This window comes from Bacillus nitroreducens (assembly GCF_964021195.1).
The window spans coordinates 83038-104832 of record NZ_CAXHYI020000001.1; the positions used below are offsets into that span (position 1 = coordinate 83038).

The window sequence follows — 21795 nt, forward strand, 5'->3', positions numbered from 1 at the left end:
GTCCCCCACACGCAAATATAACTCTATATGTTAACATTTTTTCCTTTTTTTAGGTTATTTTATTTCGTTATGTTAAGATTCACCATTAATGGACATGCTGTTTCGACGTTTCTTACCTTATACGTATCAACTTATAATTAGGAGATTCACTGTAATCCAAACGAGCTGGAGTATCACCATAATCCAGATATTAGGAAGTTGGGGTACTCGGAAAGAGATGGACTACCACCACAATCCATTTATTAGGAGAGTCACAGCACTCAAAACGAGTTGGACTACCATCATAATCCATTTATTAGGAGGGTCACGGCACTCAAAACGACCTGGACTATCACCACAATCCATTTATTAGGAGGGTCACAGCACTCGTAACGACCTGGACTACCACCATAATCCATTTATTAGGAGAGTCACGGCACTCAAAACGACCTGGACTACCACCATTATCCATTTATTAGGAGAGTCACAGCACTCGAAACGACCTGGACTACCACCATTATCCATTTATTAGGAGAGTCACAGCACTCAAAACGACCTGGACTACCACCATTATCCATTTATTAGGAAAGCCACTGTACTCAAAATGAGCTGGACTACCACCATTATCCATTTATTAGGAGAGTCACAGCACTCGTAACCAGATGGAATATCACAATACAGCGTTAACGTTATTTAAGTGTGTAGATACTTTTGATTAAGACATTATCAACAGTTTGCATAATGAATAGAACAAAGTGGTTGAGGGCATTATAGCTCATAGTAAATTCAGTTGTCATTTGTTGGAAATGAGGTGAGGTTTTGCCTAAGATATCTCCTCTTCAATCGTACATGATCATTTTGCTTTCGGTTGGATTGCTGAACCACGTTATTATTGTCCCATTATTATTAGGAGCATCAGGGCGAGATGCTTGGCTCGTCATACTACTTGTCTTTGTCTCTTCATCTCTATTAATAGGCTGTTTAATTTATATCACTCAAAATATGAAGAATCTACACTTTAAATTATGGCTAGAGCAGCAGTTTGGAAAATTTTTATCTACACCGTTACTCATGATCTATAGCTTGTTTGTTTTGCTCATAGGCATTATTTCCTTAAAAGATACACTGACCTGGACAATTGCGGCATACTTGCCCCAAACACCCATGTTTTTCCTTGCGATAACAACACTTGTCGGTTGTTTTTTTGCTACATGGCATGGAATTAGCACGATTGCAATCGTGAGTGGGATATTACTGCCTTTTGTTATCATCCTTGGTTTTCTAGTATCGTTTATCAATTTTCAATTTAAAGATTATACCTTGCTTTTACCAATATTGGAAGACGGATTTACTCCAATCTGGAAAGGAATTCCTTACATTGCTGGGGGATTGTTAGAGGTGTCTTTCTTGATGTTGCTGCTTCAGCATAAGTTAACAAAGAAACCAAGATTCAGAGGATTGATGCTGTTGTGCTTGTTCCTTACAGCTCTTGCATTAGGACCTTTGATAGGCTCGATTGCCATATTTGGACCAGATGAAGCCGCTAACCAACGTTACCCTCCTTACGCTCAATGGAGAATCGTTAGGATGGGGGAATATGTGGAACATGTTGATTTCTTTTCGATTTACCAATGGCTATCTGGTACATTCATTCGTGTATCGCTTTCGATTTATCTCCTGGGTGAAATATGGAATTTACAAAAGCATAAGTGGGTTCCCATGTTACTAGGCACATTAACCATGCTTGTTGCCATTTTATTGCCGATTAGTGACATGGCTTTTTTAGACCTGTTAGGAAGATATTATTTTCCTTCCTTCTGCATTTTTACAATTGGTACCCTTATTTTGTATGTCGTTCGTATCAAATTCTCTAGACAGAATAAAAGGAGAAACAGCGGATCATGAAACTATTCAAAAATAAGATGGCAAGAGGTCAAAGTTCATCCATTCAGACAGAAACTAAAGCCATGCAACCTCTCAATGAACAATCACTGATTCAACACTTTAATGTGTGTCAAGACGTAAAACACCATGTATACAAATTAAAACCAAATGATGAGCAATCTAAAATCCTATTCCTATACTGTGAAGGTTTAAGTGACAACCAAACGTTAATGCATGAAACGGTCCTTCCTCATTTGACTCGTTTTTACGAAAACTATGGTTTTCAGCATCGCAATGAAGTGACAGAGTCGAGTCAATTAGAATTAGAATTTATTACTCCTGAGGAGTGGGAGCAGACGGCAGAAACGGATATTTTTGAAGGCAAACTGCTGTTGTTTATTCCAAATATAGAAACCTTGTTCTCCCTCGACATCTCAAAAAAACCGTCACGAAATCCAGAAGAATCTAGTATTGAGGTCTCCGTTAAGGGACCAAAAGATGGATTTGTAGAAGAATTAGGAGTGAATGTAGCGTTAATTCGCAAGCGCATCAAGACAACAAGCATGGTGTATGAAACGAAAAAAGTGGGCGTTCGCACGAAAACAACCGTAGCGATTCTATACATGCGTGACATTGCTGAACCAAAGTTTGTTCAAATTATAAAGAATAAATTAGATGAGATTCAAATTGATGGTGCTTTAAGTGCCACTCAACTTGAGGAATTAATGAAACCGATAGAAGCTTTGTTTCCTTTGATGGCGTATACAGGTAGACCTGACTTTACCGTTAACTGTATCTTAAATGGCCGTGTAGCCTTGATTGTGGATGGGACACCTGCTGCGTTAATCGCGCCTGCTAATTTGTTCCTACTCGTGAAAACACCAGAGGATATTCACTATAGTGCACTTGCTGCTACTTTTGGTCAATTTCTTCGTTTAATCGGGTTATCCGTTTCCATATTTCTACCTGGATTTTGGGTGGCTATTCTTGCCTATCACCAAGACCAACTCCCTTATTACCTACTTGCAATGTTGGGAATTAATCGGTTGGGAATACCGATTGATGTAGTAGTGGAAATGTTTATTGCACTTGTCTTCTTGGAAATCCTACGAGAAGCTGGTATCCGATTGCCTTCTGCGGTCGGTTCCACCGTAACGGTTGTAGGAGGACTTATTCTGGGAGATGCGGCCATACGTGCAGGATTCTTGTCTCCTGGTATTGTTGTTATCGGGGCACTTACTCATGTATTTGGGTCAACGTTATCCAACCAGGCCTTATCGGGGACGATTAGCATCCTACGGTTCTTTCTATTCGTACTTTCCTCCGTGCTTGGCATCTATGGGTTCTTCCTTGGATTATTTGTTGTGCTCAGCCATTTAGCCTCTTTGCATTCATTCGGCTTACCTTACCTGGCTCCAGTATCACCTCCATATAAAGACGTAGCTAACGCGTTACTACGATTACCTTTACAATGGAGAAAAACACGACCAAAAATGTTGAATACTCAAGATCCAACAAACCAAGGGGATAGGCAAAAATGAGGGGATATAAAAGTATGTTCGTAATTCTCCTCCTCCTCACCCTTACTGGATGCTGGAGCAGATATGAAGTACAAAACTTGAACTATGCGACGGCTCTAGGAATTGATTATCAAAATGACCAATACATTCTTTATGTGCAACTACTTGATTTCTCGACAGTTGCCAAATTGGAGGGGCAGCAAAAAGCCGAACAGCCCCCCGTTTGGGTAGGCAAAGGAGAAGGTTCCTCTTTTACAGAGGCAGCAAATGATTTGTATATTACATCACAACAGCGTTTAAACTTTGGACAAATCTCGGCTATCTTATTTAGCGAGAGAATGTTACAAGCGAACAAAGTCGGGGAAGTGCTAGAATTGATTAACCGTTATCGTGAAATTAGATACTTATCTTGGATGTTTAGTACAAGTGAACCCATTGAAGATATTTTTCTCGCAACACCGTTCTTTAGATTATCACCAAAAGCATCAATTCTTCACAACCCCGAACAAAATTTCAGGCAGCGTTCCATTCTTACGCCAATTCGTTTGCAACAATTTGTATTAGACTCAAACGAAAAGTCTAGAACTAGTTTTATCCCAGAGTTATCGATCCGTAAAGGCCAGTGGAAGGAAAGTCATAAACCAAAAGAGTTACTTACATATTCAGGGATACATGTATATGACCGGAACAATTATTATGGACGAATCGATCTCCAGGAATTGTCCGGACTTCCCTGGCTAAATAGTCACACGGTCCGATTACCTCTTGAACTGTTTGCTGATGAGAAACTAGCTGCTATTATTGTCGCGGAAAAACCAAAGTTTGAAGTGATCCCCAACGTTCAATCAGACAAAGCGTTTTTCGATATTAGGGTAAAAGTGAAAGCTGGAATCAATGAAATGCATGCTGATCTATCCGAACAGGAAATCTCACAATTGGCCAGTAAGGAAATAGAAAAACAAATCCGAGATACGTATCAAACGGCATTTAATAAAGGGGTAGATCTTTACAACTTAGGGGAATCATTGTATCGCAAACATCCAAAACAATGGCAACACATTGCAAAAGGAAAAAAGCAACTCGTTATAAATAAAGATTCCCTTCGCCATGTAAATGTTGAAGTGAATATTCTTTACTCTGGAAGAATTAAATTACATGAACATAGTAAATCGACAAAGTGATTCAAGTAGAGATGTTTTCAATTCACCTTGATTCTTCTGTACTGGCATTGAAGAATCAAGGTTTTCATTAAAAAAACTAGTTCGAACATTATTGGCTGTTACTTTATAGCTATGTGAATTTCAATCTCTCCATTAGGGTAGTATTTTTCAAAATCAAATGAGTACGCTCTCTGTAAGATACCCGCTTCTTCTTGTTCCCAAATTTTACTCCAAGTATAAAAAATACCTTGTGGATCAGTTGTGTCTACTTTGAAAATACGATATTTATTGTTTTTCGGTATTTCTATCATAGATTCTCCGTTATGATTTTCAATCGCAATACTTAACGAATAATCACCTTTATAGTCACTTTCATAATTATGATAGACACCATACGTATTTTCGTTTTTCGGTAACTGTTCAGATGCCTCTTGCCAAAGGTCTGTGATTTTTTGCATGATACGTTCATCATTAAAATTATTGGTTCTTATGCTTTTTATAATTGATAATTTCAACATCCTCACCCTTTTGAGCTCGTTATCTTATATGTAAACTAAGCTACACCTTACTTTTGAAACATCTACTAGGCTTCGGTCCATCTTTTATTCCTACCCTCTAAAAGAATAAGCAGGCATTCCTTTCACATCCAATTTCATACGAAAAAGGCCGCCTGATAAAGGGTATTGTTGAAGCTGTTCCTCACTTAGTCCTGATCTTGCTGTCGTAATATATAATTCATTTAGATCTCGTCCTCCAAACCCGCACGAGGTTACATTCAATGCTGGGACATCTATCGTAGCAATTTGTTCTCCTGTTTTAGGATTCCATCTCGATACTTTTGCGCCACCAAAATGCGCAATCCATAACATGCCTTCTTCATCAATCGTCATCCCATCTGGGAGTCCTTCTTCTTTTGAGAAATTGATTATTTGTTTTGGGTTACCAATATCCCCTGTTTCCATTATAAAATCAAAACGAGTAACCGTTTTCGCTAAGGTGTCTATGAAATACATAAAGTTTTGATCTGGGGACCAGGCTAGTCCATTCGATAATCCTACCTTTGACAGCTTCTTTGTTACGGTACCATTTGGCTCTAAGCAATAAAGAGCACCCTGCTTATCAACAAACGTTTTATCCATTGTACCTGCCCAAAAACGTCCATACGCATCGCATTTCCCATCATTAAATCGATTGTTTTTCAGATGGCTCTCTGGTTCTTCAATGAGAGTAACTTCCTCTGTAGTGTAATTTAAAAAATAAAAACCGTCCTCCAATACCACAACAGCTTCGTCTGTATTTCGGGGAACAATGGCTCCAACATATTGTTCTAACTGAATACCACGGTTTTCATTTGTTTCTGGATTAAATAGGTATACCTTTTTTTCTAAAATATCTACCCAATACAATATTTGTTTTTCTCGATCCCAACACGGACCTTCTCCTAATGTCGCTTTTACATCCAATACCAGTTCTAATTCGCCTACCAAGCAAAATCACCTCGTCCTGTTTTCATTATCTTAATATACTTTATTCTGTAAAAAGGGACGAATTCCTTCTTAAAACGGAATGCTTTGTCATATTAATAATCATAACCACCCGTGAGAACGGGTGGTTTGTTCTGCGGCTGTAAGCCTTCGTTACTGGCCAGCCCTTCAAAGGGCTCTGAAAGTTCGCCAACCGCACTACTTTTCCAGCTAACCCTAAAGGGTTTCTCCTATTTCTTTTTGTTTTTTCTCTTTACTTCTTGACCAGTAAACGGATTAATAAACATCGCTGTAAGCTTTCCGGAACCGTACGCCTAGCGTAGGGTTTTCTTTTTACACAGAAAAATGCTTTGCTCCATATCGAAGCAAAGCACTGATTGGTTTCGTAGCAGCTAAATTTGGCCCTCACATATTCATTAAAATACTGCAACTTGACTGACATACTCTTCCATTTTTAATTTAAGGTTACTTAATTCTTTTAAATTATTAGTGGACGTCATAAATAAGGACTTATCGCCTACTTCAAGGGATTGATTTATTTTAAATTGTGAATAATTCATCTTGAGCGCGAGGTCTAACAGAGATATAAGCCGCTCTTTCATCACATAGTACTCCAAATCTTCCATCGCCATATAGAACATCTCTTGGTTATTGACCTTCACTAAGAAATACCACCCGTTTGTCATCGTAAATGTACGTTCGCCCAATACTTCAATGATATCTCCTTTATTTATGGTCATCACCATCTCATGAGTTGTATCTGGGCAAAAACAATCAATATTGTGTGCAAACTCTTTTGTAGAAATATAAGGTGCAAACATTGTCATCTCTCCTATTACATACAAATTTATAAACAATAGTCGGTGTCGAATATGAACAACTTCCGCATTTTATTAGTGAATGTGGTTTCGTATACATGATCGGAAATTATCTAGAAAGTTTATCCCTTCTACAACATCATTCTTTTCTGGTAAAAACGTATGTTTTTTTCCATCCAATACAGTATTGATTTCAATCCTTACTGGTAGTTTTCCAAATGCAGCGTTCGTAAACACTACAAGTAAATAATGATAAAAAAGAATGATTTCCTCATCTGCTTCAACAAGAAACGTGTTAACTGTAAAGGAATGACTTGCCCATTCGACGACGTCAAGCGTAACAGTAAGGTCGGTTTCAAGTTCCTCAATATACGTACTGAATTTTTGATACAAAAATAGTGGAGGCTTATTCTTTTTAGTATTTGATAAAAACCGAAGTAAATAATCGGTTGTTTTTGCTAAAACCGTGTAGTAATGAACCTGAGATTGAAACAACCCTGAATCGATATTCTCCCAATAATTATAAATTAGTTTCATTATGTTTAATTTGTTTTGTTCTTCTTGTGGAAGTTGATAATAATGTTGGACCACATGATTAATCATACATTGGGTCATCTGCCACCATTCTATTTGACTTGGATGTAGCATTAAAATATGTTGATAGTAGAATGTATAAGGGCACTTTATAAATGAATCTAGGGAATAATCCGTCATCGTTTTTACAGGGATTCCTGGTTGTCTCCTTATCATCTAGTTATCCTCCCTTCAAGCAATCGCCATTGAACTCATGTTTGTTTTACTGGTTATGATTGCAAATTTTGCTCTCGATAATATTGAGAAACATTCTCAATGGTTCTCAAAAAAATTTAATGTTTTTCCATTTGTTTAAGCACTTTATAGATGGAACACCAAGAACGCTTGGCATAATAAATAGGAATGGATTGACTTTTCGCTCGTTTCTTTATCACAGTTGAAAGGTTATGATTCACGTAATCCGTTAAGACAAGAATACAGCTAATATTGGCTGGTATTTCTTTCTTTACCATTTTTCCTTTTCTTCCATTAATATGTAAGATCTCATTGAATCCCACAGAGGTTAATTTGTCCTGAATTTCGCCTAAATGATCAGCACCTATAATAAGTAATGAACTCATGAATATCTCCTCATTTATATATTTTTTTGATTCTCACCTATTTCAGCTTCATGCAACCCACAACACGGACATTGATCATTGTCATTGAAAATTGTATTGTCTATCCATTCATCGTCATTGATAAGACCACACCATTCATAAATCATTTTATGGTTCTTTTCCCTCCTTTTAATTTTCTCTTGGCTATTTGCGTACTCTTTGTGTTATTGATTTCCTCTATTGTTGTACATTTTTTGTTAATTAACTTATTTTTAAATGACGTTTCCTTTCACCTTAAATGATAAACATTATCATTTACCAATACTTTAAATGAAAATGATTCTCAATGTCAACCGATTTAGTGAAATTATTTTCAAATTTTAAAAATATATGAGTGTCTGTGATGCAAACCGCAGATTTTAATACCCCTTAACATAAAGATTCCACCTTGCTCTCCACACTCCATTTTTTCTCAAGTATGCATATTTACGGAACGTTGGTGAAATCTAACAATGGGAATAAATTAATAATATATTTCAGGAGGAATAGGATATTGAACAATGAACCGATGAAAGACATTAAACAACAGCAACTAGATGAGTATCGAGTTCAGAACATCGGGAAACCGCTGACGACCAATCAAGGGAGGACGATTGCGAATGACAGGGAATTATTAAAAGCAGGCGAACGCGGTCCGACCTTACATGAGGATTGGCAGTACTTTGAAAAAATCACACACTTTGTCCATGAGGAGCAACCTGAGCGTGTCGTACATGCCCGAGGTTATAGTGCTCACGGGGAGTTCGAGTGCTACAAATCAATGAAGCATGTAACAAAAGCAAATTTTTTATCTGAACCTGGGAAAAAGACGCCGTTAACAATTCGTTTTTCAACCGTTCAAGGGGCAAAAGGGTCTTATGATACAGCGAGAGATTTACGTTGTCAGGGTGTAAAGTTATATACCGAAGAGGGAAATTATGATTTGACAACCATCGCAATGCCCGTCCTAATTAACTTTGACGCGATGAAATTCCCAGATGCGATGCATGCATACCAATCAAAACAAGATGATGATATTCCAACGGCAACTGGCGCTCACGATCGTTTTTGGGATTATGTCGCGAATAACCCAGAAGCGATTCATATGGTCACTTGGATTATGTCGGACCGAGGAGTTCTTAGAAGTTATCGTCATATGGAATCATGGTCCATTAATACATATACCTTTGTGAATGATCAAGGCAAAGTAACGTATGTACGCTTTGTATGGAAACCTGTTCTTGGTGTTCAATCCTTACTTCAAGAAGAGGCAATCAAAATCGGTGGAATTGATCCTGACTTTCATCGAAAAGACCTTCGGGAGGCAATTGAACGTGGTGCGTATCCAGAATACGAATTAGGCGTTCAACTAATCCCAGTCGAAGATGAAGACAAATATAATGCCGATGTTCTTGACCCGACTAAGTTCTGGCCTGAAGAACTCATTCCAGTCGAAATTATTGGTAAGATGACTCTCAACCGCAATATTGAAAATTACCATACAGAATCCGAACAAGTCGCGTTTAATCCTGCCAACGTTGTACCTGGGATTGACTTTTCCAATGATCCAGTATTACAGGGTCGACTAATTGCATATCATAGTGCACAACTATATCGGATCGGGCCGAACTTCCAAGAGTTACCGATTAATAAACCGGTTTGCCCATTCCATAATAACCAAAGACGTGGACCTATGCGTTATCGAATCGATGTGGACCATGTGAACTACCATAATAATTCGTTAGCAGATAATACCCCACACGAAACACCGATTGAAGAAGGTGGTTATGAACATCACCCAAAAGAAGTCGGTGGTCGTACAACACGGAAACGGGTTGATTCAGTAAGTGATTACTTCTCACAGACAAGAATCTTTTGGAATAGCTTAACGCCTGTTGAAAAAATGCACACGATTGAAGCATTCAGTTATCAACTCGGTAACGTCATGGACGAATCCGTTCGTCAGCAAAATGTGGACCTACTAGCGAATGTCGATGTGGAACTAGCATCAGCAGTTGCAGACAATATCGGTGTTGCTCGGCCAACAGGTAGTCATGTTCCAGTATCTGATAGCTACCCATCTTTAAGCCAGTACAACACACCACCTAGTGCATATACGAAAAAAGTTGGGATCCTAATTGGCGATGGGTTTAATGATCAGGAAGTGAATGAAGTCCTTACATTCTTTGACGAGCAAAAAGTGTTTTACGATATTATTAGTGAACGACTTGGATTCGTCACTGGAGCCAACGGGGCAAAAATCAAAGTGACTAAATCGTTTCTCACTTCTAGCCCTTATTTAGTTGACTCTGTTTACGTTGTCGGAGGACATTCTCCGAATGAAAAAAGGTTCAGAGAAAATGTTTTAGAGTTTGTGAACATGGCCTATAAACTCTACAAACCGATTGGCATTGCGTCAACAGGTCAGGAAATGACTGCACTACAAGGATTGGAAAACGTAGAAGGTGTTGTCCTTGCAGTAAATAATCCAAATTTCAAGCAAAACTTTGTGACAGCCATTGCGCAGGGCCGTTTCTGGAACCGAGACAATGATACAGGTAGCGCGTCACAAGGAATGACAGGAATCACAAAATAATACAACTTGAGGAGGGGTCTCCCCTCCTTTTTTATATTAAGGAAGTATAAGCGAAGACTCTTTCGTTGTATTTGGTTTGAGATGCAAAGCAGTTCCTGGCTTCTTCAGTATTATAAAATCGTTACATTATCAAATGGCATGGACTCTCCATTCACCAAAACATTTAGTACATCATGTTCTTGGTCCGTAGTTAAATAATATGTATACTGTTTGACACTTTCATTATGTAGATTGGCTTCATTTATACGGATCGTTACGCTTTCTCCCTGTGTTTCTACCTCTACTTCTACATCTCCACTTGAATGAAACACAATATAATAACCTTTACCGCTATTATTAATCGATTGAAGTTTATAGGTACGATCGATTTTATCTTGTACATGATTCGGCACATCTTCTACTTCCCTAAAACTCGATGTTGTTGAATGACAAGCCGAAAAAATTGAAAAAGCCAAAACAACTACCACTAATAATTTCTTCAAAGTCTTCGCTCCTTCTCAAGGTTCACTTAACCTAATTTTCAACTTTTCGTTCTAAAAGAATCGGTGTGATATTTAAAAAGATTGATATGATCGTCAGTAACCATAGCGCCCATTCCATTGCAGGTACGACATCCATTAATGCTGTCCAATCGTTTACCTTTACCCAACTTGACACAAGACTATATTTAGCACATAGTGTTAGCGCTGTGAATGATAATCCCATTGCCATTGCTAACTTATAATCTTTACCTAGACGAAACAACAAAATATTTGCAACCGTCGCTCCTATGGCAATAAGTCCTATTAGTAGCCACATAATGATACCTCCATTATCTGTTTCACGTATCCATCTTCTACATTATCATTCGTGATCCTCATTTAACCTCAACTGATATTTACTATGCCCATCTTTGATCCCAACAAGCTCAAATCTATTATTCTTATAAAAGGTATTTAACTTTACATTATCCGCAACACAATCTAATTTAAGATATTTTTGCTTACTGTGATTGTTCTCTATCCATTCTAGAATCCTTCTACCGATCCCTTTCTTCATATATGTAGGAATAATCGCAAGTCTATGTAAGTACAGATTTTTAGAGGATTGATCATCTCCCCAAATATGTCGATCCCATTCGATTTGTTTAGATAAAAGTGTAAATGTGGCAATGATTTCGTTCTCTTTTAAAACGATATACGTTTCTTGATTCGATATGGCTTGTTCAATCTCTTTATCGTCACCACCTTCTAATAGAAACCCCCACTGATTGATGTCTCGAATTTTCATCCATAAAGCGATTTGTTTTAGCATATTTCTAACATGAGAAGTATTTTCATTCATAGCCAGCTTTATTGTAAAACCTTCAATAAAATTCGTTTTCATTCTTTCTCTCCTTTTAGCTGTATAAATTTTCTTCCTTTTTCTCCATTTTAACCCAATCAAAAACGCGATTAAAGCATTCGACAAGGATTGCTTTAATCGCACCTATTAATAACATTCATATCCTATAGGTTTGTACAAAGAGTTAATTTGAAACAGCAGCTGTTTCTGTATTTACACGAACAATTTGCTTTGTTTCATTTGATTCAAGTGCTGCTAATATGACTTGCAGTGACTTCATGCCTTCTTCCCCACTGATAGGTGGGACGGTGTCATGGATGATACAATCCACAAAGTTTTCAATGACATGCGAGTTTGTTTGCCCGCCTTTTTCATTTGTTTGGATTTTATCTAGCTCATATTTCACCACTTCACCGTTTTTGTATTCAACAATCAGGGAATGTACTGGGTCATCTTCCAGCCTGATGACTCCTTTTTCACCATATATAATCGTTGAATTATCGCCTCCCGATACATAGGACCAGCTGGCAGTCAGTGTACCGATCACATTGTTTTCTGTTTTAAGGATACAAACAGCATTATCATCTACATCCGTATTTTCCTTTGCATTTGTCTCAACAAATGCGCCAACCTCAACAATCTCACCGAGTAAATAACGGATGAGATCTGATTTATGTACACCGAGATCTCCCATTGCACCGATAAATGCTCGTTTCTTATCAAAAAACCAACTTGTCGCCCCGTCAATGCTCCATCGTTCTGGTCCAGGATGTCCGAATGTTGTTCTAAAACTGTACACGTTGCCAATTTCTCCACTGTCAAGCAGTCGCTTTGCTTTTACATGGGATGCCACAAAGCGCTGGTTATGAGCGATCATTAGCTTTTTATGATTATTTTTTGCTGCTTGAATCATTTCCTCAGCTTCTTGTCTAGATGTAGCCATCGGCTTTTCACATAACACATGTTTACCAGCCTGTAAGGCATCAATTGTAACAGGTGCATGTAGAACATTTGGTAAACAAACACTTACCGCATCAATGTCTTCATTTTTCAGTAAGTCCTGATAATCTACGTATGCTATTGCTCCGTATAATTTCGCCATTTCAGTAGCTCGTTCCTCTACAATGTCACAAACAGCAACTATTTCAACATTTTCTTGAGAAGCATATTCTGGAAGATGACGACGTCTCCCGATACTTCCACATCCAATTACACCAACTCTAACTTTACTCATTCTATAATCCTCCCTACTATGTTTTAAAAGTATGAATCTCTCTTATTGACACAGGTGACTACACCGATTTTCACTATTTTATGATTGGCTTTATTCTTTAACCGCACCCCCAGCAAGTCCCTTTACCACTTTTTCTTGTGAGAAGAGATAGACAACTAGGATTGGAAGACTAGCAAGTGTCAAAGCTGCCATCAAGCCAGGAATATTGACAGAGAACTCCCCTTTAAAATCTTGTAGTCCTAATGGTAATGTCATGTTTTCTGGACTAGAAATTAAGACTAATGCAAAGATAAATTCATTCCACAGATGAATGAAATTATAAATTAAAACAGTCATTAAGGCTGGCGTTAGCATTGGAAGTATAATTCGCCAGAAGATCTGAAAATGATTACAACCATCGATTTTGGCAGCTTCTTCAAGTGTTTTCGGTATTTCTTGCATAAATTGAGTTAAAATAAAGATGGAAATTGGCAAACTAAATGCAATATAAGGGCCTAATAACGCCCAAATCGTATCAAGTACTCCCATGCTTTGCGAAAGTTTAAAAATCGGGATAAGCGTTGCATGAATAGGAAGCATCATTCCTGAAATAAACAGTAAAAACAAAAGCTTATTAATTTTAAATTTCATTCTGCTTAAAGGGTAACTTGCTAAAGATGCGATAATCATGACGGCAAAAACAGCGATGGTCGAAACCAATATACTATTAAAAAAGTAACGACTTAATCCCATTTCAAATACAGTTTGGAAATTTTCTAGATTAAAAGAAGAAAACAATGAAAATGGCTTTTCAAAAAAATGACTCTGCGTCTTTAAAGCTGTTGAGAACATATATAAAAAGGGAAACCCTGTAAAGACGAGCAACAAAACGGCAATGATATAAAGAGGTATCTTTTTTAATCCAATTGTCATACGTAGGCCCCTCTCTTCTTGCGATAATAGTCCATCACTTGAATAATGATGGTGACAAAAAGTGCAACAAAGAACATTACAAAGGCAATTGCGCTAGCATATCCCATATTGAAATTAATAAATGCTTGCTTAAACATATATGTACCTAATAACTCTGTACCATGGTTAGGTCCTCCACCAGTCATGATATAGAAAATATCAAACGCCTTTAATGAACCTACAATGGCTAAGATGGAAGAACTGACGATTGTTGGCATTAACAACGGGAGTGTAATGCGAAAAAACTTCGTCAACGGATTCGCTCCATCAATATCGGCTGCTTCATACAAATCTTCTGGAATACCAACTATTGCCGCTTTAAATAGAATCATGTAAAAGGGTGCAAACTGCCAAACAATGACGAGTAGTACAGCAAAAAGGGCAGTATTCGACTGACTTAGCCATGCAACGTTTTCAAATCCTAAGGTATTAATAAGCTGATTAATCAATCCGTTAATTGGATCAAACATCAACACCCATAACATACCGATTGCAACGGTTGACATGAGAAACGGGAAGAAGTAAATACTACTGAAAAACCGAATCCCTTTTATTGGCGCAAACAGCATAAGGGCCATGATTAACCCTAAAGGAATTTGAACAAACACGGATGTTAAAACGACCCATGAATTGTTTGTGAGTGCTTTCCAGAAAATAGCATCATTGAATAGGTTCAGATAGTTCTGTAATCCAACAAAGACCCCGACTCCCATTCCGTCCCAATCATAAAAGCTATAGATTAACGTGGATAAAATGGGATATAAAACATAAATCGAATACACGATGATTGCTGGTGCGACAAACAGTCCAATGGTAATGGCTTGTTTAAATTTTGTGCGTTTTGCTCGAGACTTTGGCTTTACCATTGATCTAGTATTCGCTACTTTCACTTCTGTTGTTTCCAACAAACAGTCCCCTCCTTTTTAGGTATATCCAAGGGAAGGAGAATTCTCCTCCCCTTTTATGTGCTACTCTAGTACCTCTTTTGCTTTTTCTTCCATCTTCTTAGCAGCTTCTTCTGGTGTCATTTCCAATCCATAAATCGCTTGGGTCGTATCTTTATGCAGTTCAGCTAATTCTGGAGGAAGTGTTTGGTCATATGGCATTTGTAAATGGGTTGCTCCTTGAACAACATCATAAAAACGTTTTGTAAACTCATCATTAGGCTCAACAACTTTTATAGCGGAAAGTGAACCTGTACGATCCATATAATTTTGAGCGGTTTCTGCACTTGTAAGTTCTTTAACTAATTCAGTTGCTAAGTCAGGGTATTTCGTGTTTTTTGCTACTGACCAAACAGGTCCTGTTGCTGCACCAACATGGGTTTGATCTCCCTTACCACCTTCAACTGTTGGGAATAAGAAGAAGTCCAGTTTTTCTTCGAACTCAGGTGCTTCTTGTCTTACGTTATTTAGGAAAGAAATCGTCATATCCATCATTGCAGCCTGACCTGAATAGAGTAATTGACGACCTTGCCCTTCATCATACGGAACTCCATTAAAACCTGGGTTGAATGCACCTCTTTCAACCATTTCTTGTAGATATTCCCCTGCTTGAACATAGCCTGGATCATCAAACCCTCTACCTTCCCTGTTAAAAGCACTTTCGAATAGTTCTGGTCCTGCAATACGACTCGCAAAGTTCATGAACAGGTAAGCCCCTGGCCATTTTGTTTGATTTGCCAATGCAATCGGGATAATCCCATTTTCTTTTAATGTATCAATGACAGTTAACCACTCATCATACGTTTTAGGAGCTGTTAATCCGTACTTTTCAAAGATTTCTTTATTGTAAAACACAACATCAATGGATAAACCTAAAGGCAGACCATACACTTTATCATCAAAAGTTGTATTGGCAAGGGCAAGATCATTAAAATGAGACTTATCAGTCGCCTCTGTAATATCTAACACTTTTCCTTGGTCAACAAAGTTCTTTAACCAGCCACCACCCCAGTTGCTAAAGACATCAGGGGCTTCATTACCTGACATAGCCACAGAGAGCTTTTGTTTAAACGCATCATTCGGAATTCGAAGTACTTTCACTTCTACATCAGGATGTTTTTCTTCAAATCTAGCAACAGCTTCTTCATATACCTTTTCTTTCTCACCTGGATCAATATGCCAGAATTCTAACACTTTCTTACCTTCATTACTTTTGCTGTCCTCGGCCTCGTTCGCTGATTCATTGCTTGTTGTATCACTACTCCCACCTAGACCACATGCAGCTAATAATAAAACAGATAAAATTGTTAATATAGGAAACAACTTTTTCATTCTTTTCCCTCCTGTTTATCGAATAAGAAAGTAAGTGTCTACCTTAACTACCTCAAACTTACGAAATTTTGTTACGCTAGAGCAGATTGCTTTTTCAAATAATTTAGGCTGATTTCAATACTTTCAAGTGGGGAGATCCTTGTTTGATCTTGTTCAACAATGAACCACTCCACATTTGAATCTGGTCCTTGCTTTAGTACCCCTTCTAGGTCTACTCCACCTGTTCCTAATTCAGCGAAAAATTGTTCATCGTCAGTAGTCATATCCTTTAAGTGGACAAGAGGTGTTCTTCCTTTATACCGTTGTAACCACTGGACTGGATCTTCTCCAACTTTTGTTAACCAGTAAATATCAAGCTCTACTTTTACCCATTCAGGATTTGTTTCTTCAAGTATGGTTTCAAGTGCAGTACGTCCATTTGAAAGAAGCTCTAATTCAAAATCATGATTGTGATAACAGAATGTAATGCCTTCTTTATGACACTCTTGGCCAATATGATTTAAGCTTTTGATCAGTTGTAGATAATCTTCTTCGTTGCGTCGTTCTGGAGGAAGGAAAGGACATACAATTTTATCGTTTCCTATTGCTTGTTCGTAGGTGATAATCTTACTTAAGTTATCTTCTAATGAGGAAAGAGGTATATGGCTTGATGTAACCTTTAATCCAAGTTGATCCAAAGCCTTTTTTAATTCCGTCTCAGAAAGTCCATAATACCCAGCAAATTCAACTCCTTGATACCCAAGGTCTGCGACTTTTTCTAAAGTCCCTAAAAAATCAGCTTTGCATTCATTTCGTAGTGTATACATTTGTAGTCCAATTGGAATGTTCATTCTTCAACTCACTCCTTTAAGATCATTTTTCATTTTTTCGTTTTATGTACATGATTCGCTGTTTTCACCTCCTTAAAGAATTTGAAACCGGTTTCATTTTTCCACTATAAAATAGCGTTAAATGCGATTATTAATGGAAATTTACAGGATTTGATTGAAACCGATTACATCAGATGCAGCATCCTTTGCTAAAAAGATGCCTTTTTAAACCCACATGAATCTCTTATTGTCAATTTCGTACTTAACACATGCTTAATTTTGGTTATCTTTTCTCCATTAATTTGTTGGAGTAATAACTCCATTGACCGTTTCCCCATTTCAAAAAATGGTTGTTCGATTGTCGTCAAAGCAGGCTCAAAAATATCTGAAAACATGATATTATCAAAACCTACAACCGCAATATCTTCAGGTACTTTAAGACCTTGTGCTTTCGCAGCTTTTACCACCCCCATTGCCATTAGATCGTTAGCTGCAAACACAGCAGTTGGCGGATAATCGATAGCTAACAACTTTTGCATCTGATTGTAGCCTGATTCAAAAGAGTTGTCTCCTTCTTGTACTAACAAACTATCTAATTCCAATTCATGCTGAAGCAATGCTTGGCGATACCCTTTTAATCGATCTCTACTGATTGATATTTCAAGTGGTCCAGAAATATGAGCAATCCTTGTATGCCCTAGTTTAATAAGATGTTCCGTCGCTTCTCGTCCACTACTAATATTATCAATTGATACAGTCGGAATATTAAATCCATCATTATAATCTGATGTCAGAACAACAGGATAGTTTGCAGCGACCTCGGTAATTACCTTTTCATCGAGGGGTATGGTTAATAGAATCATTCCGTCCACTTGTTTTTGCTTTAACTCATTTATAAAGATTTCTGTTTTATGAGGGTTTTTATTGGTGTTGCCTAAAAGCACTTTATACCCCTGCTTCGTTGCTTCGAAATCGATTCCTCCAATCATTTGAGGAAACACATTATTGATAATAGTTGGAACAACAACAAGCACCGTTTTTGTTTCTGTTCTACGAAATTGTCTGGCAAGTAAATTCGGTTGATAGTTTAGTTTTTCAATTGCAATAAGCACTTTTTGTCTCGTTTGTTCTTTCACTGTCTCTGGATTTCGCAACACCCTTGAAACAGTGGCTTTTGATACGTTTGCTAATTTTGCAACATCACTCATTTTGGCCATGTTATTACTCCTCATCATTCCTGTATAATCATGTTAGTAAACTATTAAACTACTACATTTAAAGCACACAAAATGTAATCGGTTTCAAATATAAATAAACTAGTTGGTTATCTTTGTCATTTAGTATAATGAATTCCATTTTATATTTCAAGGTCTTTTTTAGAAAATTTTAAATTATAGATATAATTATGAATAACTGAACAGCTATTTAAGTTGTTTTTTTAATAGAAACAAAGGCGCTTTCTCATGAAAGAAAAGCGCCAAATTAATGTTTGTTTATGCCTGTTACAATAGGTCGTACATAACTTTTTTAAACCTGCTGTATTTTTGCTTTCTTATTTCTGCTCATTTTCAAGTTAACCATTAGCCATACACCTTGAATGGATGCTGGTATGATGAAGGCTATAAGTAAAACAATAAATGCTATGAATTTTAATTCAGGTGTTTGAACAGCACCTGTCCCATCAACTTCCCTAAGCCAAACGAATGCTGTTCCAATTACAAAAACAACAGCCCAAAATAAGTTAGCGACCCACCAAAAGAACCAAAGCGTTTTCATCTTATCACCCTTTAACTTTCATCATTATTTTGAAGACAAATTCTCAATATTTTTTTCAATATAGACGTTATTTCCATTAAACTCCTTATATTTCCATATTAAAACAAGAATACTATTTCGTTATTAGACCTTAATTATATTTTCTCCTAAGACTCGAGACCTATAAAACTCGAATCTTCTTTTACTTTTAAAAATCGGTTTAGTTATAACGAATCTTGGACTAGTTTGTGAATGCAATCTATTACAATTTCAGGTTTCTCAAGGTGAACGGAATGTCCCGTATCTGTTTCAATATGTTCAGTATTATCGGTTAAATGGGTTAATAAAACCTGGTTTCTCCTCCAATTTTCAGGTTGATTTTTTGAACTTATGACAATGACGGGTAACTCCTTACGCAAGGGTTTGGCATGTAAAAGCTGTGTAGCGGATGTGACCGAATCCCTATATTCTTGATAGGCTGATTTATAAGCACCTACTGTATATCCGATGTAGTTGAGTGCAGGATCAAATTCCTTTCCAAGAAACTTCCTACCTATATTCTGTTTAAACATTCTAGGTATACCGACTAATGAGGTCATGTATCCAAACGTTACAAGCCTTTGAAACTTCTTCATTCGTTTCATATTTTCTTGAGTAAGGACATATTGATTCTCGTGTGCCGTATCAACCAAGACTAGCCCTATCACCTCATCAGGATACATACTTGCAAAGAGCCTCATGGAAAGACCGCCATAGGAGTGACCGACTAAGAGATAAGGTGGATTTAGATTGAGATGACGTAAGACTTCTCTCATTTCTTCAACACTATCAATAGAGGTCATCGTTTTCCTTTTCGTTTTACTCCAACCGTAGCTGCCTCGGTCATAGGAAATAACACGAGCAACCTTAGAAATCTCTGGTTGAACATAGCACCAATCAATTGAGATTGAACCGAATCCCGCTTCAAGAATTACAGTGACAGGTCCTTCCCCCGTCACAATTGCGTGAACATTTGAGTGTCTTGTTTTAATCATTTTCCCTGGTGGGTCAACCTTATTTTTACGATCCAACATGATATTCCAAAGTGTCAAAGGAAATCCAATCACGCCTAACGAATTACGAACAAAAGTAGGTAAAATGAGTATCTCCTCCATTTTTTTCCATAATCATCTCTGTAGAATATAATTCAATCATGCTTTGACTTATTCCTTCTTATTGAGGCAAGTTACAGTGTTTCATGAGAACTTGATACAAAAAAAGTGCATGAAACCTTCTAAGATTCACGCACCCGTTGAATGGTTGAATATTTACCTTTTGACCCTTTGTAACAAAACTTCTATTGTTTCATAATTGTTTTAATACGTTCTAATTCTTCTCCCTTATCTACGTATTCGAAAAAACCTAGTCGATTTCCCCAAGGGTCTGTGAAAGTTCCCCATTTCACTGGTACTTCAGGTCTTGAAAGTATGTCAAAACCATCAATCTTTAATTCTTCTATAAGTCGATCTCTTTCTGCCTCAATGTTTGTAACTCCTAGACGTAAAGGTCCATTACCGTAGGTCAGTGTGCCTTCTGCGACTTGCAACCAACAACCGGGAATGAGTTCCCACTCAGCAAATCCCTCATGTGGAATAAAATCTGGCTTCCTATTTAGCAGTGTTTCATACCACTTTTGACCTTCTTTAATAGTAGTAACTCTAACCTGAGTTGTCATTTCAAAAATCATGTATCTCCCTCCCAAATCAGTATGTTCAATTAAAATAATACTATAATTTGGAAGAAATCCTGTAAACATTTCAAGGAGCTCTTACCTCTAATCCAAAAAAATGGTTATGACCTCCTTCATACTTTACGTGTGGGCTTCATTTATCCATGTTTTCAGATATTCAATGAATTTTTTCGTAGCAGGGGGAAGTGTTTTTATAGATGAAGCCGCTATTCCAATTGTTCGATAATATTCTCCCTCTAACTGAAGAGTTCGAACATTGGCAGGTAGGTGATGTAATACCATTTCAGGAAGGATACTAATCCCCATACCATTTTTCACCATTGAGATAATGGCTTGGTCGTCAGAAAGTTCAAATCTGACAGAAGGTGTAACATTGTTTTCTTTTAATATTCGGATTAAATCATAATCGCTCCCTTCTTTTGACTTGATTAAAGGCTCCTCTTTGATCATTTCAAACTGGATCTCTTCTTTCTCAGCAAGTGGGTGATCTTCTGAAAGGATGCATAGCATTCGATCTTTCTTTAATGGAATGACCTCGAAATGATGTAGCGTCGGTAGAGATACAAAACCAAAATCAACCATCCCCGTTGAAATCCAATGCTCGACATCATGATAATCACCCTCCAGCAGCTTAACCTCAATCGAAGGGTGGTTCTCATTAAAAATCTTCAGGATTTCTGGCAGCCAGTGAATAGACACACTGGAAATCGTCCCAATCCGCACGGTCCCAATTTCAAGGCCATTGATGTTCGCAACTTCCTGCATCAATTCTTCGTTCCACTTCAGTATTTCACGTACGTATTGGAGCAACCTCTCCCCATTACCAGTCAAATGAATGCCTGAGCGACCGCGATTCAGGATAGAAAAACCCCATTCCGATTCCAGGCTTGAAATGGCATGACTCACGGCAGATTGAGTTAGACCAAGTGTATCTCCTGCTTTTGTGAGACTTCCTAATTCCACCACCGTACTAAATATCTCAAATTTGACTAGAGACAATGTAACCTCTCCTTTTGCATGAATTTTTTTAATGTTATACTTCATAAACATTCATTTTTCTAATCCTAATTTTACATCTATACTATTTATTAATCAATTTTGGATA

22 protein-coding genes are annotated in these 21795 nt (G+C 37.5%); 4 read left to right on the forward strand and 18 right to left on the reverse strand.

Translation table 11 applies throughout. The features are described 5' to 3' along the window. Positions 1-798 precede the first annotated feature (798 nt). The 3 genes from ACWPVE_RS00465 to ACWPVE_RS00475 are packed head-to-tail and all read left to right on the forward strand — an operon-like array spanning position 799 to position 4564. Positions 799-1884 (forward strand): GerAB/ArcD/ProY family transporter, encoded by a 1086-nt coding sequence (locus ACWPVE_RS00465; protein WP_453989834.1) that lies wholly within the window; start codon positions 799-801, stop codon positions 1882-1884. Then, on the forward strand, positions 1881-3404 hold the full coding sequence (locus ACWPVE_RS00470; protein ID WP_453989836.1) for a spore germination protein: 1524 nt from the start codon (positions 1881-1883) through the stop codon (positions 3402-3404). The genes ACWPVE_RS00465 and ACWPVE_RS00470 overlap by 4 nt, the downstream gene beginning before the upstream one ends. Then, a complete protein-coding gene (locus tag ACWPVE_RS00475; RefSeq protein ID WP_453989838.1) occupies positions 3401-4564 on the forward strand; it encodes a Ger(x)C family spore germination protein in 1164 nt (387 codons plus the stop codon). The genes ACWPVE_RS00470 and ACWPVE_RS00475 overlap by 4 nt, the downstream gene beginning before the upstream one ends. A gap of 98 nt (positions 4565-4662) precedes the next feature. On the opposite strand, the gene ACWPVE_RS00480 is transcribed toward ACWPVE_RS00475, so the two are convergent. The 5 genes from ACWPVE_RS00480 to ACWPVE_RS00500 form a co-directional block, all read right to left on the reverse strand. After that, positions 4663-5058 (reverse strand): GyrI-like domain-containing protein, encoded by a 396-nt coding sequence (locus ACWPVE_RS00480; RefSeq protein ID WP_453989840.1) that lies wholly within the window; start codon positions 5056-5058, stop codon positions 4663-4665. Positions 5059-5151: 93 nt separating this feature from the next. Next, positions 5152-6030: an SMP-30/gluconolactonase/LRE family protein gene (locus tag ACWPVE_RS00485; RefSeq protein ID WP_453989842.1), complete on the reverse strand. Its 879-nt coding sequence runs from the start codon at positions 6028-6030 to the stop codon at positions 5152-5154. 413 nt (positions 6031-6443) lie between these two features. Further along, on the reverse strand, positions 6444-6848 hold the full coding sequence (locus tag ACWPVE_RS00490; protein WP_453989844.1) for a hypothetical protein: 405 nt from the start codon (positions 6846-6848) through the stop codon (positions 6444-6446). A gap of 72 nt (positions 6849-6920) precedes the next feature. After that, positions 6921-7595, reverse strand: a complete 675-nt coding sequence (locus ACWPVE_RS00495) for a hypothetical protein (RefSeq protein WP_453989846.1) — start codon at positions 7593-7595, stop codon at positions 6921-6923. Between the two features lie 116 nt (positions 7596-7711). After that, positions 7712-7999 carry a DUF2325 domain-containing protein gene (locus ACWPVE_RS00500; protein ID WP_453989848.1) on the reverse strand — a complete coding sequence of 96 codons (288 nt, stop codon included), beginning with the start codon at positions 7997-7999 and terminating at the stop codon, positions 7712-7714. Between the two features lie 547 nt (positions 8000-8546). Between ACWPVE_RS00500 and ACWPVE_RS00505 the strand changes: the two genes are divergently transcribed. After that, complete coding sequence (locus ACWPVE_RS00505; protein WP_453990820.1) at positions 8547-10613, forward strand: catalase; 2067 nt, start codon at positions 8547-8549, stop codon at positions 10611-10613. A 110-nt stretch (positions 10614-10723) separates the two neighbouring features. Here the strand turns inward: ACWPVE_RS00505 and ACWPVE_RS00510 are convergent, their stop codons facing one another. The 13 genes from ACWPVE_RS00510 to ACWPVE_RS00570 form a co-directional block, all read right to left on the reverse strand. Then, positions 10724-11095, reverse strand: coding sequence for a peptidylprolyl isomerase (locus tag ACWPVE_RS00510; RefSeq protein WP_453989849.1), 372 nt, complete (start codon positions 11093-11095; stop codon positions 10724-10726). 31 nt (positions 11096-11126) lie between these two features. Next, positions 11127-11411, reverse strand: coding sequence for a hypothetical protein (locus ACWPVE_RS00515; protein ID WP_453989851.1), 285 nt, complete (start codon positions 11409-11411; stop codon positions 11127-11129). A gap of 45 nt (positions 11412-11456) precedes the next feature. Beyond that, positions 11457-11978 carry a GNAT family N-acetyltransferase gene (locus tag ACWPVE_RS00520; protein ID WP_453989852.1) on the reverse strand — a complete coding sequence of 174 codons (522 nt, stop codon included), beginning with the start codon at positions 11976-11978 and terminating at the stop codon, positions 11457-11459. Between the two features lie 142 nt (positions 11979-12120). Further along, positions 12121-13170 carry a Gfo/Idh/MocA family protein gene (locus ACWPVE_RS00525; protein WP_453989854.1) on the reverse strand — a complete coding sequence of 350 codons (1050 nt, stop codon included), beginning with the start codon at positions 13168-13170 and terminating at the stop codon, positions 12121-12123. A gap of 90 nt (positions 13171-13260) precedes the next feature. After that, the gene (locus ACWPVE_RS00530) at positions 13261-14082 is read right to left on the reverse strand and encodes a carbohydrate ABC transporter permease (RefSeq protein WP_453989856.1); all 822 of its coding nucleotides are present in this window, start codon (positions 14080-14082) and stop codon (positions 13261-13263) included. Beyond that, a complete protein-coding gene (locus ACWPVE_RS00535) occupies positions 14079-15029 on the reverse strand; it encodes a carbohydrate ABC transporter permease (RefSeq protein ID WP_453989858.1) in 951 nt (316 codons plus the stop codon). The genes ACWPVE_RS00530 and ACWPVE_RS00535 overlap by 4 nt, the downstream gene beginning before the upstream one ends. Positions 15030-15089: 60 nt before the next feature. Then, positions 15090-16397 (reverse strand): ABC transporter substrate-binding protein, encoded by a 1308-nt coding sequence (locus tag ACWPVE_RS00540; protein ID WP_453989860.1) that lies wholly within the window; start codon positions 16395-16397, stop codon positions 15090-15092. 71 nt (positions 16398-16468) lie between these two features. Continuing rightward, positions 16469-17227: a sugar phosphate isomerase/epimerase family protein gene (locus ACWPVE_RS00545; RefSeq protein WP_453989862.1), complete on the reverse strand. Its 759-nt coding sequence runs from the start codon at positions 17225-17227 to the stop codon at positions 16469-16471. Between the two features lie 188 nt (positions 17228-17415). Further along, the gene (locus tag ACWPVE_RS00550; protein WP_453989864.1) at positions 17416-18423 is read right to left on the reverse strand and encodes a LacI family DNA-binding transcriptional regulator; all 1008 of its coding nucleotides are present in this window, start codon (positions 18421-18423) and stop codon (positions 17416-17418) included. A gap of 310 nt (positions 18424-18733) precedes the next feature. Further along, a complete protein-coding gene (locus tag ACWPVE_RS00555) occupies positions 18734-18982 on the reverse strand; it encodes a DUF3923 family protein (protein ID WP_453989866.1) in 249 nt (82 codons plus the stop codon). A gap of 203 nt (positions 18983-19185) precedes the next feature. Beyond that, positions 19186-20115: an alpha/beta hydrolase gene (locus tag ACWPVE_RS00560; protein ID WP_453989868.1), complete on the reverse strand. Its 930-nt coding sequence runs from the start codon at positions 20113-20115 to the stop codon at positions 19186-19188. Between the two features lie 182 nt (positions 20116-20297). Further along, a complete protein-coding gene (locus ACWPVE_RS00565; RefSeq protein ID WP_453989869.1) occupies positions 20298-20687 on the reverse strand; it encodes a VOC family protein in 390 nt (129 codons plus the stop codon). Positions 20688-20810: 123 nt separating this feature from the next. Then, the gene (locus tag ACWPVE_RS00570) at positions 20811-21689 is read right to left on the reverse strand and encodes a LysR family transcriptional regulator (RefSeq protein WP_453989871.1); all 879 of its coding nucleotides are present in this window, start codon (positions 21687-21689) and stop codon (positions 20811-20813) included. Positions 21690-21795 lie beyond the last annotated feature (106 nt).

Excerpts from the sequence above, each read along its gene's own strand:
- ACWPVE_RS00470 (WP_453989836.1), top strand. The coding sequence starts at position 1,881 with ATGAAACTATTCAAAAATAAGATGGCAAGAGGTCAAAGTTCATCCATT.
- ACWPVE_RS00475 (WP_453989838.1), top strand. The coding sequence starts at position 3,401 with ATGAGGGGATATAAAAGTATGTTCGTAATTCTCCTCCTCCTCACCCTT.
- ACWPVE_RS00490 (WP_453989844.1), bottom strand. The coding sequence starts at position 6,848 with ATGTTTGCACCTTATATTTCTACAAAAGAGTTTGCACACAATATTGAT.
- ACWPVE_RS00495 (WP_453989846.1), bottom strand. The coding sequence starts at position 7,595 with ATGATAAGGAGACAACCAGGAATCCCTGTAAAAACGATGACGGATTAT.
- ACWPVE_RS00500 (WP_453989848.1), bottom strand. The coding sequence starts at position 7,999 with ATGAGTTCATTACTTATTATAGGTGCTGATCATTTAGGCGAAATTCAG.
- ACWPVE_RS00505 (WP_453990820.1), top strand. The coding sequence starts at position 8,547 with ATGAAAGACATTAAACAACAGCAACTAGATGAGTATCGAGTTCAGAAC.
- ACWPVE_RS00515 (WP_453989851.1), bottom strand. The coding sequence starts at position 11,411 with ATGTGGCTACTAATAGGACTTATTGCCATAGGAGCGACGGTTGCAAAT.
- ACWPVE_RS00520 (WP_453989852.1), bottom strand. The coding sequence starts at position 11,978 with ATGAAAACGAATTTTATTGAAGGTTTTACAATAAAGCTGGCTATGAAT.
- ACWPVE_RS00525 (WP_453989854.1), bottom strand. The coding sequence starts at position 13,170 with ATGAGTAAAGTTAGAGTTGGTGTAATTGGATGTGGAAGTATCGGGAGA.
- ACWPVE_RS00530 (WP_453989856.1), bottom strand. The coding sequence starts at position 14,082 with ATGACAATTGGATTAAAAAAGATACCTCTTTATATCATTGCCGTTTTG.
- ACWPVE_RS00540 (WP_453989860.1), bottom strand. The coding sequence starts at position 16,397 with ATGAAAAAGTTGTTTCCTATATTAACAATTTTATCTGTTTTATTATTA.
- ACWPVE_RS00545 (WP_453989862.1), bottom strand. The coding sequence starts at position 17,227 with ATGAACATTCCAATTGGACTACAAATGTATACACTACGAAATGAATGC.
- ACWPVE_RS00550 (WP_453989864.1), bottom strand. The coding sequence starts at position 18,423 with ATGGCCAAAATGAGTGATGTTGCAAAATTAGCAAACGTATCAAAAGCC.
- ACWPVE_RS00555 (WP_453989866.1), bottom strand. The coding sequence starts at position 18,982 with ATGAAAACGCTTTGGTTCTTTTGGTGGGTCGCTAACTTATTTTGGGCT.
- ACWPVE_RS00560 (WP_453989868.1), bottom strand. The coding sequence starts at position 20,115 with ATGGAGGAGATACTCATTTTACCTACTTTTGTTCGTAATTCGTTAGGC.
- ACWPVE_RS00565 (WP_453989869.1), bottom strand. The coding sequence starts at position 20,687 with ATGATTTTTGAAATGACAACTCAGGTTAGAGTTACTACTATTAAAGAA.